Origin of the sequence: Microbacterium sp. SORGH_AS_0888 (assembly GCF_030818905.1) — a bacterium.
GTDB lineage: Bacteria > Actinomycetota > Actinomycetes > Actinomycetales > Microbacteriaceae > Microbacterium.
On record NZ_JAUTAZ010000001.1, the window covers coordinates 1,711,901 to 1,728,229 of the forward strand.

Genomic DNA, 16,329 nt, shown 5'->3' on the forward strand with positions numbered 1-16,329 from the left:
GGCGGGGCCGCGCGCCCCGCCCGACCGGTTCCCGGAAACACGAAACGGAACAGAGCAATGAACACATCCACCCCTTTCCCCCCGAGCTTCCTCTGGGGCGGCGCCACCGCGGCGAACCAGGTCGAAGGCGCCTACGCGGAGGGCGGCAAGGGCCTGTCGGTTCAGGACGTCATGCCGCAGGGCATCGTCGGGCCCCGCACCGCGGCACCGACGCCCGACAACCTCAAGCTCGAGGCGGTCGACTTCTACCACCGCTACGCCGAGGACATCGCGCTGTTCGCGAAGATGGGCTTCCGCGTCTACCGGTTCTCGATCGCGTGGAGCCGCATCTTCCCCCTCGGCGACGAGTCGGAGCCCAACGAGGAGGGCCTCGCCTTCTACGACCGCGTGCTCGACGAGCTCGAGAAGCACGGCATCGAGCCCCTCGTCACGATCTCGCACTACGAGACGCCGCTGCACCTCGCCGAGACGTACGACGGCTGGACCGACCGCCGGCTCATCGGCTTCTACGAGAACTACGCCCGCACGCTCTTCGAGCGCTACGGGTCCCGCGTGCGGTACTGGCTGACCTTCAACGAGATCAACTCGCTGCTGCACGCGCCGTTCATGTCGGGCGGCATCAACACGCCGAAGGAGGAGCTCAGCGACGCACAGCTCTACCAGGCGATGCACCACGAGCTCGTGGCCTCGGCGCGCGCCACCCGGATCGCGCACGAGATCGCCCCGAACGCGCAGATCGGGTGCATGGTGCTGTCGATGCCCACCTACCCGCTCACCCCCTCCCCCGCCGACGCGCTCGCGGTCATGGACTTCGACCACTCCAACCTGGTCTACGGCGACGTCCACACCCGCGGCGCCTATCCGGGATACTTCCTGCGGACGCTGGGAGAGAAGGGCATCGAGCTCGAGATCACCGACGAGGACCGCGAGGATCTGACCCACACGGTCGACTTCGTCTCGTTCAGCTACTACATGTCCGTCGCCCAGACCGCCGACCCGGAGAAGAAGGTCGCCGGCGCGGGCAACATCATGGGCGGGGTGCCGAACCCGACGCTCCCGGCGAGCGAGTGGGGCTGGCAGATCGACCCCGTGGGGCTCCGGCTCGTGCTCAACCAGTTCTGGGACCGCTGGCAGAAGCCGCTGTTCATCGTCGAGAACGGGCTGGGCGCGAAGGACGAGCTCGTGGAGGTCGACGGCGTCAAGACCGTCATCGACGACTACCGCATCGCCTATCTCAACGACCACCTGGTGCAGGTGGGAGAGGCGATCGCGGACGGCGTCGAGGTCCTCGGCTACACCTCGTGGGGATGCATCGACATCGTGAGCGCCTCGACCGCCCAGCTGAGCAAGCGGTACGGCTTCATCTACGTCGACCGCAACGACGACGGCAGCGGCACGCTCGAGCGCTTCGAGAAGAAGTCGTTCGGCTGGTACGCCGAGGTGATCCGCACCAACGGCGCGTCCCTCACCCGCTGACCCCGGCAGGCGTTCATAACTCAGGCGATTCGCGCCGCTGGGGCCCGAAACCGGCCTCCGGGCGCGATTCTGCCTGAGTTATGGACGTTCCCGGCCGGTGAGTCGGCCACGCGCACGCCGCACCGGCGAGAATGGAACATCGTGACCCCTCCCCGCATCGCCTTCCTCGACGTCGACGGCACGATCCTCGACCACGGCCGCACCATCGCCCCCTCCACCGTGACCGCGATCCGCGAAGCGCGCGAGCGCGGCGCCCTCGTCTACCTCAGCACGGGACGCTCCGCCGGCGACATCCATCCCGCCGTGCGCGAGATCGGCTTCGACGGCGCCATCACCAACGGCGGCGCGTACGCGGTCGCCGGTGACGTGTCCGTCGTGGCCGAGCCCATGCCCCTCGACGCGGTCGACCGGCTGGAGGCGTTCTTCCAGGGCCACGGCATCCACTACTTCCTGCAGACGGGCGAGGGCGTCTACGCCGACGCCGCCGTGCAGCGCGCCGTCGAGGCGATGCTGGCCTCGATCCGCCCCCACGGGCCCGTGGACCCGCAGACCGCTCCCCAGCGGCCGCCGCGGTTCCGCGAGCTCGCCGAGATCGACCGCGAGCAGGTGGCGAAGGCCGTGTTCCTCAGCGATGCGCCGGATGCCGTCGACCGCGCCCGTGCCGAGCTCGGCGACCGGTTCCACGTGATCCCCGGCAGCATCCCGCTCCCCGGCGGCTCCAACGGCGAGATCGGGCTGAAGGGCGTGACGAAGGGCTCGGCCATCACGGCCGTGCTCGCCCACCTCGGCATCGACGCCGCCGACGCGATCGGCATCGGCGACAGCTGGAACGACGTCGAGATGTTCGAGGTCTGCGGCACCGGCATCGCGATGGGCAACGCAGACCCGGAGCTGAAGGCCATCGCGGACGAGGTCACCACCGCGGTCCTCGACGACGGCGTGCACAACGCCTTCGCGCGCCACGGACTGATCTAGGGGGATGTCGCGGAGGGAGGCGCGGTGACGATCGCGGCGCGTTCGCGCCAGGTCTTCGCCGTCACCCGGTCGAGCGCGACCTGCTTGCGCATGGTCTCGGCCTTCTCGTAGAGCGAGGGGTCGCCGTAGCTCGTCAGCACCTTCACGAGCACCGGCAACAGCTCGATCATGAAGAACAGCGCTGCGATCAGCCAGTGCGCCCAGGCCAGCGTCGGCTCTCGCTCGGACAGCCGCTCGAGCGCGCCGATCTGACTGAGCAGGCCGACCGCATCCGCGTTCCCGCCGGCGACGGCCGCCGCCCGATCGTTGTAGGCGGCGAGCGCGGCGTCGTACTGCGCCTGCGCCGCCGGCAGCTGGTCCTGGGCCTGCTTCTTGTTCTGCTCGGCGGAGGTCGCGGCGGCCTCGGTGCTGGCGCCGTTCGCGGCGGCCAGCGTCGCCTGCGCCTGGGTGAGCTGGTTCGCGAGCGCGTCGTACGCCGACTGCGCCTGCGCCAGCTGAGCCTTCGCCGCATCCGCGCTCGCGCCCTCGCCCTGCAGACCGGTGCAGCCGGGGACCGTGCCGGCCCCTTCGCCCGTCAGCTCGCACTGGTACAGCGCTCTCGCCTGGTCGATGACCTTCTGCTGGTCCGCCAGCTGGGTCGTGAGCTGGTCCACCGTCGCCTGGGCGGCGACCGACTCGGCCGAGGTCGAGGAGGTCCCCGCCACGATGCCGGTGGCGGCCTGGTTCTGCAGGGCGGCGAGGGAGGCGGATGCCGCATCCAGCGCCTGCTTCTCGGGGCCGTTGGCGACCGCGTCCTGATCGGTCTGGGCCTGCACGACGTTGGTCGAGGTCACCTCGCGAGCGATGTCGTTGTGGAACACCTGCAGGACGAGGGGCTCGGCGACGACGATGCCGATGAGCGCGGCCATGATGACGCGGGGCAACGCGAGCCCGAGGAGCCGCCAGAGGTTGCGCGTGGAGCGCATCGTCGAGGTGAGGAAGCGATCGAGGTTGAAGATGATGAGCGCCCACACGATCGCGAGCGGCACCGCGAGCCAGATCGAGATCCGCACGCCCGTGATGAGCGCGAACGTCATCGACAGGGCGGAGACGAGCGCGGTCCCGGCGAGCACGAAGAACATCTGCACGAAGCGGGACGTCTCGCTCGGCACGTCGTCGAGGATCTCGTTGTCGGCCCCGCCCAGCACCGCGAGCCGCCGCCACAGCGGGAGCCGTCGTCCGCGTCGCTCACGGGGCACGCGCGTCGTCGGCCGCTGCGCGACCGGCTCGGGCTCCTCTGATGCCGTCTGCTCGGGCGTCGTGGTCTCGACCGGCTCGGCCGGCGTGGTCTCGTCGATGGGCAGGGTCGCCGCATCCGGGCTCTCGCCCTGCTGCGCACGGACGTCGCTCAGGTACATCGGCTCGTCCTCGGGCGTCTCGGACGAGAGCTCGATGCGGCCGTCGGAGCCGAAACGGCCGGGCCTGTGGGCGGAGAAGGACACTGCGCAAGGGTAGGGGGAGCTGCCTGTGTGCCAGGTGCGAGCCGCGGCGCCGGCCGCGGGCCTCAGTCCAGGAAGATGTCGGGGAACAGCTCCGTGTCCGGAGTGCCGGGCACCGCCGCATAGCGCGCGAAGTCGGTGACCCCCGCGGCCTCCAGGACGTCCTCGACCACGAGCGTCTGCCCCGTGTACGTGCGCGCCGGCTGCGTGATCACCTCGTACGCCGCGTCCGCGTAGATCTCGGGCGTGCGGCTCGCGCGCATCATCCGCTCGCCGCCGAGCGAGAACTGCACGGCAGCCGTCGCGATCGTCGTCCGAGGCCACAGCGTGTTGGCGGCCACGCCGTCCTTCGCGAACTCCGCCGCAAGCCCCAGGGTCGCCATCGTCATGCCGTACTTGGCGAGCGTGTAGCCGGTGTGGGCCCCCAGCCAGCGCGGGGAGAGGTTCAGCGGCGGCGAGAGGGAGAGGATGTGGGGGTTCGCCGCCTCGGTGAGCATCGGCAGCGCGGCGCGCGAGAGCAGGAACGTGCCGCGGACGTTGACGTCCTGCATGAGGTCGTATTTCTTCGTCGAGAGCTGGAGCGACCCCGACAGGTCGATGACGCTCGCGTTGTTGACGACGACATCGATCCCTCCGAACTCCCCCGCGGTCTTCAGCACCGCCTGCGTGATCGAGTCCTCGTCGCGCACGTCGCCGACGATCGGCAGCGCCTGCCCGCCCGCCTCCCGGATCTGCTCGGCCGCCGTGTGCACGGTGCCCTCGAGCTTGGGATGCGGCGCGTCGGTCTTGGCCAGGAGCGCGATGTTCGCGCCGTCCCGCGCCGCGCGCAGGGCGATCGCGAGCCCGATGCCGCGGCTCCCGCCGGACATCAGGATGGTCTTGCCTGCCAGGGGCGGGGTGTCGGTCACGGCTTCTCCTTCGTGGCGGTGCGGGCGGACGCGGCGGCGAACGCGCGGATGCGGGTGCGGGCGGCATCCGTCTCGGACGCCGCCCCGATCGTGACGGCCTCGTCCGCCAGGTTCTCCTCGAACGTGCGACCGGCGCCCGCGCGCACGAGCCGCTTGGCCTGGCCGAACGCCGCCGCGGCGCCGTCGAGCCAGAACCGCGCGATCTGCTCCGCCCGGGCGGCGGGGTCGTCGGCGACCTCGCTCACGAGGCCCCAGTCCAGGGCCGTCGCGGCATCGATCGTCTCGTCCTGCAGCAGCAGCCGGAGCGCGCGCGTCCGGCCGATCGCGGCGGGCAGCAGCGTCGTGACGCCGAGGTCGGGGGTCAGCCCGATGTTCGCGTAGCGCGAGACGAACCGGGCGCGCTCGCCCGCGACGACGTAGTCGGCCGCGAGCATGAGCCCGAGCCCGCCGCCGGCGACGGCGCCCTGGACGGCGGCCACGACCGGGGTGTCGCTGCTCGTGAGCGCACGGATGCCGTCGTGGATGACGTGCGCCATCGCGGTGATCGACGCGCCGATGCCCGACTCCTGCGCCGACATCGCGATCACGTCGCCGCCGGCGCAGAAGGCCGGGCCCTCCGCATCCAGGATCACCGCCCGGATGTCGGGATCGTCGGCGACGCGATGGGTGAGCTCGCGCCAGCGCTCCCCCATCTCGAAGTCCATGGCGTTGAGCGAGGCGGGGCGGTTGAGCGTGAGCCGGGCCAGGCCGCCGTGCGCCTCGTAGCGGATCGTGTCGCTCATCGCGGCGCCATCCGGATCGCGCCGTCGAGTCGGATGGTCTCGCCGTTGAGGTAGCCGTTGCGGACGATCTCGAGCACGAGCGAGGCGTACTCGTCCGGTCGGCCGAGCCGAGACGGGTAGGGCACCTGCTGTCCGAGCGAGTCCTGCGCGGCCTGGGGCAATCCCTTGAGCATCGGGGTCTCCATGATCCCCGGCGCGATCGTGCACACCCGGATGCCGTGGCGGGCGAGCTCGCGCGCCACGGGAAGGGTCATGGCGTGCACGCCCCCCTTGGAGGCGGAGTAGGCCGGCTGGCCGATCTGGCCGTCGAAGGCGGCGACGCTCGCGGTGTTCACGATGACGCCCCGGTCGCCCCCGGCGGCGGGATCGTTGCGGGCCATGACCGCCGCGGCCTGGGCGATCACGTTGTACGTGCCGATGAGGTTCACGCGCACGAGCCTCTCGAAGTCGGCGAGCGGGGTGGGCTCGCCCTCGCGGTCGAGCACCTTGGCCGGCGGGGCGATTCCGGCGCAGTTGACGACCAGGCGCAGCGGGGCCGGTGCGGCGGCGCGCTCGACCGCCGCGGCGATCTGCTCGGGGCTCGTGACGTCGGCGGCGATGAAGGAGCCGCCGAGCTCCGCGGCCCGCGCGGGGCCCGGCGAGCCCTCGAGGTCGACGATCGTGACGGCGGCGCCCGCGGCGGCGAGAGCGGTCGCCGTCGCGAGCCCGAGGCCGCTGGCCCCTCCGGTCACAAGGGCGGACGAACCCGTGATGTCCATGCGTTCTCCTTCGAATCCCGGCATCCCGTGCCAGCATACGCGGGACTGCGTCTCGGCCGCGCGGTGCGCCCGCCGCGCCGTGCACCCCCGGCGCCTCCCGCCTGCGGCCCGTGCTCGTGCCGCGCCCGTGCTCGTGCCGCGTCTTCCGCGCGGAACCGGGCGAGCCGCGGGCTACAGGGCGAAGACCAGGGTCCAGGTGCCCGCGATCACGGCTGCGACGACGGATGCGGCCGCCACCGCGATCGCGATCGCGACCAGCACCGCGTCGCGCCACCCGAGGCGGGACGGCCGCGCCCAGCTGCGGGCTCCGCGCGCGCCGAAACCCCGTGCCTCCATCGCGGTCGCCAGCTTCGTGCCCCGCCGGATCGCGAGCACGAGCAGCGCGAACGCCTGGCCGAGGAAACGACGGATGCGGCCGCGGTCGGCGACGCCGCGGGCACGCCGCGCCATCCCGAGCTCGCGCCAGTCGGCGACGAGGAGGCCGACCAGGCGAAGCCCGGCGAGCGCGCCGAGGACGAAACGGGCGGGCAGGCGCAGCACCTGGGCGAGCCCGTCGGCGAGATCGGTGGGGTCGGTCGTGGCGAACAGCAGAACGGAGGGCACCGCGATCGCCAGCACGCGCAGCACGATCGCGATCGCCAGATCCAGCGAGCCCTCGCTCACGCGCACGAGTCCCCAGTGGAAGAAGACCTCCCCGGAGGCGCGCCCGTAGAGCACGGTGCCGGCGCCGGCGATGAGCGCCGCGACGACGATCGGCCAGAGGCGGAGCCACACCGCCCGCGCGGGCAGCCGCGCGAAGGGCAGCAGCACGAGGGTCGCCGCCAGCGCGACACCGGCGGAGACCGGGTCGATCGAGAGCAGCAGCGTCACCGAGACGGCGAGCGTCGCCGCGAGCTTCGCGACCGGGTTGACGCGCGCGAGCGGGCTGCGGGCGACATCCATCGTGAACAGGCTCATCGGCATCCCCCCTCGCCCGCCCTGCGTGCACCGCCTGCACCGCCCGCCCCGCCGAGCATGTCCCACTTTCGACCGCTGAGCGGAGTGCGCTGCGGTCGGAAGTGGGACATGCTGCGGTCGGAAGTGGGACATGCATGAGGGGCGAGGGGCGCGGAGGCGAGGCGCGGCGGGACAGCGGGAGGGAGAGGGAGCGCGGACATCAGGCCGATCCCAGGGTCAGCTCGTCATCGGCCAGCAGCGCCACCAGGTCGGGATCGTGCGAGACGAAGCCGACGGCGGTCCCCGCCGAGCGCAGCGCATCCATGAGGTCGGCGAGCTCCTGCCAGGTGCGCGCGTCCTGCCCGTACGTCGGCTCGTCCAGCAGCAGCACGCGCGGCTCGGTCGCGATCGCCGCCGCCACCGTCAGCCGCCGCTTCTCACCGCCGGACAGGGTGAAGGGGTTCGCGTCCGCGAGGTGACCGAGCCGCAGCCGCTCCAGCAGCGGCTCGATCCGCGCGGAGATCTCGGCCTCGCCGAGCCCGAGCGCGCGCGGGCCGACCGCGAGCTCGTCGCGGACGCGGGCGGTGAGCAGCTGGTGCTCCGGCGTCTGGAAGACCATGCCCACCCGCGTCAGGAGGTCGCGCGACCGCCAGCGGTGCGGCGCCCCCCGCACGCCCCCGCGCAACGCGGCGGATGCCGTGACCTCGCCGGCCAGCGGCTCCCGCAGTCCCGCGAGCGTCTCGGCGAGGGTCGACTTGCCGGCGCCGTTGGCCCCGGTGATCGCCAGCGCACGTCCGGCGCGCAGCACGACCGAGACCCCGGATGTCGCAACCCGCGGCATCCGCTCGCCGAACCCGCGCCGCCCCACCGCGAGCCCGGCCGCGCCCAGCACCTCGGGCGCCTCGCCGAGCCGGGGGCGCGCATCGATCCCGACCCGTCGACCCGGCACCCACACGCCGGCCTCGGCGAGCGTCACACCGTGGACCGCGAACACCTCCGCGGGCGCGCCGTCCGCGAGGAGCCCTCCGCCGGCGGCGAGCACGACGACGCGGTCGACGTGCTCGGCCCACAGCGCCACGCGATGCTCGACGACGACGAGCGTCGCCCCCGCCTCCGAGACGGCGCGCACGACCGCGTCGCGGACCTCCGCGGCGCCCGGGGGGTCCAGGTTGGCCGTCGGCTCGTCCAGCAGCAGGAGCCCCGGTCTCATCGCGAGCGCACCGGCGAGCGCGAGCCGCTGCTTCTGCCCGCCCGAGAGCGCCTCCGCCGGGTGGTCGCGCCCCACGGCGAGACCGACCGCATCCCGCGCCGCATCCACCCGCCGCCAGATCTCCTCGCGCGCGACGCCGAGGTTCTCGCAGCCGAAGGCGATGTCGTCCCCCACGCGCGCGAGCACGACCTGCGCGTCGGGGTCCTGCAGCACGAGCCCCGCGCGGCCCCGCGCACGCGCCGGCTCCTCGCCGTCGATGCGCAGCTCTCCCGCGGCCTCGCCGTCCTCGGCGTCGCCGAGCACGCCCGCCAGGCCCCGCAGCAGGGTCGACTTGCCGGCGCCGCTCGCGCCGAGCAGCAGAACGCGTTCGCCCGGGGCGATGTCGAGGTCGATCCCGGTCGTCGCCCAGCGGCGTCGGCCGGCGTGCCGCCAGCCCCAGCCGCGGGCGACGACGCGCGCCCCGGCTGCGGTCACGCCGTGTCGGCGGCGCGCGCCTCGCGGCCGGCGGCGAACCGATCGAGCGCCCCGGTCGCGGCGAGCGCCTTCACGATGAGCCACGACACGAGGCCGGCGATCAGGATGCCGGAGACCACGGCCGAGACGAAGTAGATGACCCGCGCCCCGAGGTCGTATGCGGCGATCGACGAGAAGTTCGTGTCCAGCAGCGCCACCGACAGCCCCGCGACCGCGCCCGAGCTGAGAGCGCCCAGGAGCCGGAAGTTGCCGTAGAGGAAGAGCGCGAAGCCGATCTCGGCGCCGAGCCCCTCGATGACGCCCCACACGAAGGTGAGGAACCCCCACTGGGTGCCGACGGCCATCGAGACGACCGCCGCGACGATCTCGGTGTACAGCGCCGCGCCGGGCTTGCGGATCACGAGCCCGCCGAGGACGCCGGCGAACAGCCAGCCCCCGGAGAGCAGCCCCTCGAGCCCCGGGAGGAAGGCGAGCGCGGTGCTGAGCGGCGTCCAGGCCTGACCCCAGATCCAGAAGATGACGCCGGCGGCGACCCCGATGACGCTCGCGACGACGATGTCGACCACCCGCCAGCGGAGGTGGACGGACCGCACGGATGCGGACGTGGACGTAGACGTAGACGTGTGCATTGATGCTCCTTCCTGCGCCGGCATGATCCGGATCAGGTTCGACGGTCGAAGCGTGGATTCGCTTCCTCTCAGCCCGGAACACCGGACTCCCGTGGTGGTAGATGCCGAGTATAGACCCCCGCCGCGATACCGTAGGCGAGTGACCCCCGAAGGCCCGCCGACCACGCGACGGTCGTTGCGTGCCCGCGGCTCCTCCGAGAGCCCCACGGTCGAGACCTCGGTCGTCGACCCCGCGACCGTCCCGCTGCTCGTGGCCGCCGCCGCCCGCGCGGATGCGCCCGAGGAGCCGGTGACGGCTCCTCCGGTCCTCGTCGCCTCCGAGGCCGGGCAGGCCTCGTCCGCGACCGTCGTCGTGGCCTCCGAGCACATGATCGCCGCCGCGGCGCCCGCGGCGCTCGGCTGGGTCGACGAGGGCGGCGTGGCCGAACGCTCGGCGCCCCGACTGCAGCTCGAGGCCGGCACCGGCTACGTGCCCGTGGCCGCCGACCTGCTCGCTCGCGCGCCCCGGCGCTCGCCGTGGCGGCCGGCGGTCGTCGTGCCGGCGGCGTTCATCCTGGGACTCGTCGTGGCGTACTGCGCGACCGTGCTGCTGTGGCCGCTGTACGCGGTCGCGCCGACCCTCACGCCGATCTCGCCCCAGCCGGCCGCCGCGGCGGCCGCGGCTCCCGCGTGGCCCGCGGAGGGGAGCGCCTCGGTCGCGGTCGACGGCGTCGGGTCGCCGCTGGCCTCGACCGGAACCGCCAGCGCCATGGCGAGCATCACGAAGATCGTGACGGCGCTCGTGGTGCTCGACAAGATGCCGCTCGCGCTCGGAGAGCAGGGCCCCTCCTACTCGTTCACCTACAGCGACCGCGTCGAGTACTGGGATCGCCTCGGGCAGGACGAGTCCTCGCTCGACGTCCCCGTCGGCGGCAGCCTCACCGAGTATCAGCTGCTGCAGGGGATGCTGATCGGCTCGGCGGGCAACTACGCCGACCGGCTGGCCGGCAGGATCTGGCCGAGCGACGCGGTGTACGCCGACGCGGCCAACGCGTGGCTGCGCCAGCACGGGATCGACGGCATCACGGTCGTGGAGCCCACCGGCATCGAGGAGGGCAACACGGCGACGCCCGCGGCGCTGTTGGACCTCGCCCGCCGGGCGCTGGCCAACCCCGTGATCGCCGAGATCGTGCGCACCCCCGCGGTCGACCTGCCCGGCGCCGGCCACGTCGTCAACACGAACGCGCTGCTGGCGGACCCGGGCGTCATCGGCATCAAGACCGGCACCCTCGACCTCTACAACCTGCTCTCGGCCAAGCAGGTCACGGTCGAGGGCACGACCGTGACGATCCTCGCGAGCGTTCTCGGCCAGCCCGACCACGAGACCCGGGATGCCGCCACGCGGGCACTGTTCGCCCAGGTCGAGAAGGAGCTGCAGCCGGTGCCCGCCGTGGCCGAGGGAACGACCGTGGGCCAGGTCGACACGCTGTGGGGCTCCCCCGTCGGTGTCGTGACGGCATCCGACGCGAGCGTCGTGCTCTGGAACGGCGCGTCCGCGACCGCGACGACCACGTTCTCGCTCGGCGACGCACGCGACGCCGGTGAGAAGGTGGGCGTGCTCACCACGACGGGACCGGTGAACAGCGCCACGACCGACCTCGTGCTCGCGGGGGATGTCGAGGGCCCGAGCCCATGGTGGCGGCTGACCCACCCGCTGCAGCTGTTCGGTCTCGCCGGCTGAGCCGAGTCGTCCGCCGCGTCCCCGCCGGCGCGGGCTGCGCCTACGGCTGCGGAAGGTTCAGCCAGTGCATCGCGTCCAGGGCGAGGCCGACGTTGGTGCCGTGGCGCTCCAGTGAGACCGGAAGGCGGCTCTGGGCGCGGCGAACGCGCTGGAGGACCGTGTTGCGGTGGGTGAACAGCAGCTCCGCGGTCCGCGATGCGTTGTAGCGCTGGTGGATGAACGTGCGCAGCGTGTCGCGCAGCTCCTGCGGCGCCAGGGCGAGCGGGCCGAGCACGGCATGGATGAACTCGCGCAGCCGGGCGTCGTCCCGGGCCATGACGAGGACGGCCGCGACGTCGTCGTAGAAGCCGATCGGGTGGGCGTTGTGCGTCTGCATCAGCCGCTGGGTCTCGAGCGCACGGTCGTGCGTGCGCCGGAAGCCGTCCACGCCCTCGTCCAGGGACCCGATCGCCAGCCTGACGTCGCGGTAGGGAGCCAGGGCCGTCTCGATCGCCTCGGGCGGCACCGGGACGCCGGGGGTCAGCCACAGCCACAGCGACGACGCGCTGGCCTGGACGAGCAGCTGGTTCCGGGACTCCGCGACGCGGCCGAGCCGGTCGGCGGCGCGCACGAGGGCCTCGCGATCGGCGACCTGGGCGGGAGCCCAGACGATGACGCCGAGGTGCGCCGCCCGCAGCGGGTAGCCGAGCCTTCGGTCCATGCCGGCCGGCGGCGCCGGGGCGCCGCCCAGGATGAGGTTGACCAGCTCGAGCCGGCGCACCTGCTGATCCGCCGACAGCGTCGCGCGCTCCTGCTCGAGGACCTCGATGAGGGCGCTGACCGTGGCCTCGATCCAGAGCGACAGTGATCGCGAGGCCCTCTCGAGCGCGGGGAGCAGGACGTCCGGGTCGTCGCACAGCGAGAAGGCGATCGTCATCCAGAGCGACCACGTCGCCCGCTCGCCCGCGCGGTACGAGGCGCGCAACGTGGCCTCCTCGCCCCACCGATATCCGTCGCGGGCGATGCCGACGACCTGGCTCGTGAGGTGGGGCTCGACGTCGCGCTGCGGGTCGTCGTACATCGAGCGCGCCCAATGCTGCGTGTTGGCCCAGGCCGCCTCCCCGATCGCCTCCGAGATGGCGGGGTCCGATCCGAAGCGGCGGTCGGTGGCGTCGGCGACCGCCTCCCGGATGGGCCGTATGACGGTCGGGTCGGTGAGGAACACCTTGGCGGTGTTGCGCAGCAACTCGTCGGTCGCGCCCCGCACGCTGCCGCTGGACATGGCACTCCTCTCACGACTCTCACGACTCTCACGACTCTCACGACCGAACACTGTTCAGACAGTGCGATTATCACATTTCAACCCATCGATAATGTGCAATCCGACATTGTGTGAGCCATGCCGCTGAGCGAGCATGACAGCACCGGTGCTCACGGGCCCGGCTCCGCGATCGGATCAAAGAAGAACGGTGATGGGAGAGTCACATGACGGGTGCATCGATGCCTTGGACAGCAGCGCGGTTCAGGTCGGGGGACGGCGAGTGCGACGCGTCGATCTTCCGTCCCGCCGCTGCCGAGGACGGCGGACCGCTCCCGATCATCGTGCTCGCGCACGGGCTGTCGGGGGTGAAGAGCCTTCGACTGGACGTCTACGCGGAGAGGTTCGCGCAGCGCGGCTATGTCGCCATGACGTTCGACTACCGCCACTTCGGTGCGAGCACGGGCGAACCGCGAGACTTCGTCGACATCCCGGAACAGCTGGAGGACTGGCGCAGCGCCGTGGCGTTCGCCCGGACCCTCGAAGGCGTCGACCCCGAGCGCGTGATCCTGTGGGGCACATCCTTCGGAGGCGGACACGTGATGACGACGGCGGCGGACGACCACCGCATCGCCGCGGTGCTCGCGCAGTGCCCCTTCTCGGACGGAGAGGCCACCGGGCGCGCGACCCCGAAGAAGACCGCGCAGGGCCTGGCGCGGCTCGCGCTGAGAGACCGTGCGGCCAAGCTGTTCGGGCGTCGGCCGGTGCGCGTGCCCGTGGTCGGGAACCCCGGCGACGTGGCGATCATGACGGCTCCGGGCTCCTTCGAAGGGTTCCGCGCGATCTACGAAGCCGCGGGGGTGCCCTTCGAGATCCCCGAGATCCCCGCTCGCGTCATGCTCCAGGTACGGAACTACCGCCCCGGTCTCCGAGCGGCCGACGTGACGGCGCCGCTGCTGATCTCGCTGTGCGAACGGGACACCGTGACCCCCGCCGCGGCGACGGAGGAGCTGGCCCGCCGCGCGCCGCGGGGCGAGATCAAGCGATTCGACTCCGGCCACTTCGGCATCTATGTCGGCGACCTGTTCGAGTCGGTGATCGCGGGCCAGATCGAGTTCATCGAACGCCACGTGCCGATCGGCACGGCCGCACCGCGCTGAGCACCCGCTCGAGAACGGACCCCCGAACGACCGGCCCGACGGTCGATCACCTCGCAGAAGGAGCACCCATGGAATCTGGACTGGAAGGCCGAGTCGCGCTCGTCACCGGCGGCGGCAGCGGGATCGGCCGGGAGGCGGTCCTCGCCTTCGTGCGCGCCGGCGCCCGCGTCGTCGTCGCCGATCTCAACCTCGACAGCGCCCGCACGGTCGCCGACGAGGCGGTGGCCATCGGCGGCAAGGCCGCCGCGGTCCGCGTCGACGTGGCCTCCGAGGAGTCCGTCCGCGACATGGTGCGCGCCACGGTCGACGCCTTCGGACAGCTCGATGCGGCGTTCAACTCGGCCGGCATCGGCGAGCCGGCGACGCTGCTGGATGTCACGGAGGCCCAGTGGGACCGGATGTTCGCCATCAACGTCAAGGGGATCCTCTACTCCATGCGGCAGCAGATCCTGTGGATGCGCGAGCACGGCGGCGGCGCCATCGTCAACGCCGCGTCGAAGGCGGGCCTCGGAGCCGTCCCGGGCGAGGCGCACTACATCGCGGCGAAGCACGCCGTCGTGGGCCTGACCCGTGCCGCAGCGCTCGAGCATGCGGCGGACGCGATCCGGGTCAACGCGATCGCCCCAGCGTTCGTGGACACGCCCTTGATCGCGAACGCGCCGCGGGCCGCGCTGGACGCGGTGGCCGCGACCACCCCGCTGCGGCGGATGGCCCAGCCGCGGGAGGTCGCGGATGCGGCCGTCTGGCTGTCCTCTCCTGCGGCGAGCTACATCACCGGGGTGATCCTCCCCGTCGACGGCGGCCTGGGCGCTGCATGAGCGCGCCCGCGGCGGAGACTGCTCAGCCGCGGAACCGGGGTGAGCCGAGGACCCGCTCGACCGTGATCTCGAGCACGACCCGTGCGGGGTTCGGCGGAGGCTGACGGTAACGTGCGGCGTACAGCTCGACCGCGTGGGCGACGGCATCCGGGTCCTGGTTCACGCGCGCGGGGCCTTCGAAGCTCAGCCACCGGCGGCCGTCGACCGTGCTGACGCTGGCGCGGCCGGAGCGCTCGGCGTTGACGAACTTCTGCGTCCCGCGGCTGCCGATGACCCGGACGATGCCGTCCTCGTAGGTCATGCCCACGGGCACGGCGTGGATGCGGCCGCCCCGCCCCAGCGTCGAGAGGGTGGCCAGGTGGCGCTCGGCGAGGAATGCGAGCGCGTCGTCGGTGATCACCCTGCCAGCTTGCCAGCAGGTCGGCTCAGAACCGCCACACGAGCGGCACGTAGAGCACCGCGAAGAGCACGAAGACGAGGGTCAGCGGCAGCCCGAGGCGCCAGTAGTCGCCGAACCGGTAGCCGCCCGGGTCCATGACCATGAGGTTGGCCGGAGTCGCGACCGGGGTGAGGAACGACGCCGCGCCCACGACCGTGAGCGACATGAGGAAGGGCAGCGGGCTGAGCCCGAGGGTCGCCGCGATCGAGGTCGCGACGGGCGCGACGATGAGCACGGTCGCCACGTTGGAGATGAACTGGCCGAGCACGACGACCACGATCGCGAGGACGAGCAGCGCGAGCTGGGGCGGAGCCTGCCCGACGAGCGAGACGACCGCATCCGCGACCATCTCGGCCGCCCCCGTCGTGAGGAACGCCTGCGAGAGCGGGATCATGCCGGCGATCAGCACGACCGTGGTCCACGAGATGGAACGGTAGACCTGAGTCACGCCGAGCACGCGCGTGAGGATCAGGGCGCCCGCGGCCAGCAGGCCGGCGACCGCGGCGGGCACGAGGCCGGTCGCGAGCAGCACGACCATGACGCCCGTGATCACGAGCGTGCGCCGCGAGCCGCGCCCCAGGCGCAGCCGCGGCACGCCGAAGCCGCGCTTGCGCGCCAGGATGCGGTTCTCGCCCGTGAGCACCGCGTCCGGGAGGAGTGAGAGCGTCTCGGTCGCGCGCTCGCCGAGCGTGGTGCGCGCAGCGGCGTGCCGCGGGAGGAGTCGGGGGCCGGCGAGGAGGACGACGGCCGCGGTGACCACCAGGAGCGGTCCGCCGACGAGCGCGAACTCGAGGTAGCCGAAGGGTCGCGCCCCGCTCTCGGCCGCGAGCTCGGAGACGACGACGTTGACGGGGGTGCCGGTGAGCGTGAGCAGGGATGCGGCAGAGGCGAGGAACGCGAGGGGCATCATGAGCTGGCCCGCGGCGATCCCGGCGCGGCGGGCGATGACTGCGACGACCGGCACGAGGGCGGCGACGGCCCCGTTGATGCTGATGAAGGCCGTGAGAACGGCGACCAGGAGCGCGATCGAGAGCACGACCCCGACCCGGCTGCGGCCCGCCCTGGCGACGACGAGGCGCCCGGCGCGCGCCGTGAGCCCCGTCGCGTCGAGGGCCGCGGCCACGACGAACAGGCTGGCGATGAACAGGACGGTCGGGTCCCCGAAGCCTGCCAGGGCCTGCGGCAGCGTCAGCACCCCGGTGGCCCACAGGGCCAGGGAGACGCCGACCGCGACGACCTCGAGCGGCACCTTGCCCGACAGGAAGGCGACGATCGCTGCGCCCAGGATGACGAACGTCCAGGTCACAGGGTCCACGAGCCCACGCTACC

At 72.6% G+C, this 16,329-nt stretch carries 15 protein-coding genes and 1 riboswitch; of the genes, 5 read left to right on the forward strand and 10 right to left on the reverse strand.

The annotated features are described in order from the left end of the window. Positions 1-57 precede the first annotated feature (57 nt). Together QE381_RS08290 and QE381_RS08295 are read left to right on the forward strand one after the other, a co-directional pair. The gene (locus QE381_RS08290) at positions 58-1,476 is read left to right on the forward strand and encodes a glycoside hydrolase family 1 protein (RefSeq protein WP_307217165.1); all 1,419 of its coding nucleotides are present in this window, start codon (positions 58-60) and stop codon (positions 1,474-1,476) included. Between the two features lie 141 nt (positions 1,477-1,617). Further along, a complete protein-coding gene (locus QE381_RS08295) occupies positions 1,618-2,451 on the forward strand; it encodes a Cof-type HAD-IIB family hydrolase (RefSeq protein WP_307217167.1) in 834 nt (277 codons plus the stop codon). Here QE381_RS08295 and QE381_RS08300 read toward each other — a convergent pair. From QE381_RS08300 to QE381_RS08330, 7 genes are all read right to left on the reverse strand, one after another. Beyond that, positions 2,448-3,932 (reverse strand): DUF4407 domain-containing protein, encoded by a 1,485-nt coding sequence (locus QE381_RS08300; protein WP_307217169.1) that lies wholly within the window; start codon positions 3,930-3,932, stop codon positions 2,448-2,450. The genes QE381_RS08295 and QE381_RS08300 overlap by 4 nt on opposite strands. Before the next feature lie 62 nt (positions 3,933-3,994). Next, a complete protein-coding gene (locus QE381_RS08305; protein WP_307217171.1) occupies positions 3,995-4,837 on the reverse strand; it encodes an NAD(P)-dependent oxidoreductase in 843 nt (280 codons plus the stop codon). Further along, on the reverse strand, positions 4,834-5,619 hold the full coding sequence (locus tag QE381_RS08310) for an enoyl-CoA hydratase/isomerase family protein (protein WP_307217173.1): 786 nt from the start codon (positions 5,617-5,619) through the stop codon (positions 4,834-4,836). Before QE381_RS08310 ends, QE381_RS08305 begins: the two co-directional genes overlap by 4 nt. Next, the gene (locus QE381_RS08315; RefSeq protein WP_307217175.1) at positions 5,616-6,377 is read right to left on the reverse strand and encodes an SDR family NAD(P)-dependent oxidoreductase; all 762 of its coding nucleotides are present in this window, start codon (positions 6,375-6,377) and stop codon (positions 5,616-5,618) included. Before QE381_RS08315 ends, QE381_RS08310 begins: the two co-directional genes overlap by 4 nt. A gap of 171 nt (positions 6,378-6,548) precedes the next feature. Next, a complete protein-coding gene (locus QE381_RS08320; protein ID WP_307217177.1) occupies positions 6,549-7,334 on the reverse strand; it encodes an energy-coupling factor transporter transmembrane protein EcfT in 786 nt (261 codons plus the stop codon). Between the two features lie 199 nt (positions 7,335-7,533). Continuing rightward, positions 7,534-8,997, reverse strand: coding sequence for an ABC transporter ATP-binding protein (locus tag QE381_RS08325; RefSeq protein WP_307217179.1), 1,464 nt, complete (start codon positions 8,995-8,997; stop codon positions 7,534-7,536). Continuing rightward, positions 8,994-9,626: an ECF transporter S component gene (locus QE381_RS08330; protein ID WP_307217181.1), complete on the reverse strand. Its 633-nt coding sequence runs from the start codon at positions 9,624-9,626 to the stop codon at positions 8,994-8,996. The genes QE381_RS08325 and QE381_RS08330 overlap by 4 nt, the downstream gene beginning before the upstream one ends. Then, positions 9,619-9,729: riboswitch (TPP riboswitch) on the reverse strand. Its footprint overlaps the gene before it by 8 nt. Before the next feature lie 36 nt (positions 9,730-9,765). On the opposite strand from QE381_RS08330, the gene QE381_RS08335 reads away from it, so the two are divergent. Further along, positions 9,766-11,346 carry a D-alanyl-D-alanine carboxypeptidase family protein gene (locus tag QE381_RS08335; protein ID WP_307217183.1) on the forward strand — a complete coding sequence of 527 codons (1,581 nt, stop codon included), beginning with the start codon at positions 9,766-9,768 and terminating at the stop codon, positions 11,344-11,346. Positions 11,347-11,386: 40 nt separating this feature from the next. On the opposite strand, the gene QE381_RS08340 is transcribed toward QE381_RS08335, so the two are convergent. Next, positions 11,387-12,607 carry a CdaR family transcriptional regulator gene (locus tag QE381_RS08340; protein WP_307217185.1) on the reverse strand — a complete coding sequence of 407 codons (1,221 nt, stop codon included), beginning with the start codon at positions 12,605-12,607 and terminating at the stop codon, positions 11,387-11,389. Positions 12,608-12,825: 218 nt separating this feature from the next. Here QE381_RS08340 and QE381_RS08345 point away from each other — a divergent pair, with 218 nt between their 5' ends. Together QE381_RS08345 and QE381_RS08350 are read left to right on the forward strand one after the other, a co-directional pair. After that, positions 12,826-13,743: an alpha/beta hydrolase gene (locus QE381_RS08345; RefSeq protein WP_307217187.1), complete on the forward strand. Its 918-nt coding sequence runs from the start codon at positions 12,826-12,828 to the stop codon at positions 13,741-13,743. Between the two features lie 68 nt (positions 13,744-13,811). Further along, positions 13,812-14,561 carry an SDR family NAD(P)-dependent oxidoreductase gene (locus tag QE381_RS08350; RefSeq protein ID WP_307217190.1) on the forward strand — a complete coding sequence of 250 codons (750 nt, stop codon included), beginning with the start codon at positions 13,812-13,814 and terminating at the stop codon, positions 14,559-14,561. Positions 14,562-14,583: 22 nt separating this feature from the next. Here QE381_RS08350 and QE381_RS08355 read toward each other — a convergent pair whose 3' ends face one another. Both QE381_RS08355 and QE381_RS08360 read right to left on the reverse strand, forming a co-directional pair. Further along, positions 14,584-14,961, reverse strand: coding sequence for a PPOX class F420-dependent oxidoreductase (locus tag QE381_RS08355; RefSeq protein WP_307217192.1), 378 nt, complete (start codon positions 14,959-14,961; stop codon positions 14,584-14,586). A 25-nt stretch (positions 14,962-14,986) separates the two neighbouring features. Beyond that, entirely contained in the window at positions 14,987-16,315 is a 1,329-nt protein-coding gene (locus QE381_RS08360; RefSeq protein ID WP_307217194.1) for an SLC13 family permease, read from the reverse strand. Positions 16,316-16,329 lie beyond the last annotated feature (14 nt).

Bases quoted from the DNA above. Each gene is read 5' to 3' on its own strand.
- QE381_RS08290 (WP_307217165.1), top strand. From the start codon at position 58: ATGAACACATCCACCCCTTTCCCCCCGAGCTTCCTCTGGGGCGGCGCC.
- QE381_RS08310 (WP_307217173.1), bottom strand. From the start codon at position 5,619: ATGAGCGACACGATCCGCTACGAGGCGCACGGCGGCCTGGCCCGGCTC.
- QE381_RS08315 (WP_307217175.1), bottom strand. From the start codon at position 6,377: ATGGACATCACGGGTTCGTCCGCCCTTGTGACCGGAGGGGCCAGCGGC.
- QE381_RS08320 (WP_307217177.1), bottom strand. From the start codon at position 7,334: ATGAGCCTGTTCACGATGGATGTCGCCCGCAGCCCGCTCGCGCGCGTC.
- QE381_RS08330 (WP_307217181.1), bottom strand. From the start codon at position 9,626: ATGCACACGTCTACGTCTACGTCCACGTCCGCATCCGTGCGGTCCGTC.
- QE381_RS08340 (WP_307217185.1), bottom strand. From the start codon at position 12,607: ATGTCCAGCGGCAGCGTGCGGGGCGCGACCGACGAGTTGCTGCGCAAC.
- QE381_RS08345 (WP_307217187.1), top strand. From the start codon at position 12,826: ATGCCTTGGACAGCAGCGCGGTTCAGGTCGGGGGACGGCGAGTGCGAC.
- QE381_RS08350 (WP_307217190.1), top strand. From the start codon at position 13,812: ATGGAATCTGGACTGGAAGGCCGAGTCGCGCTCGTCACCGGCGGCGGC.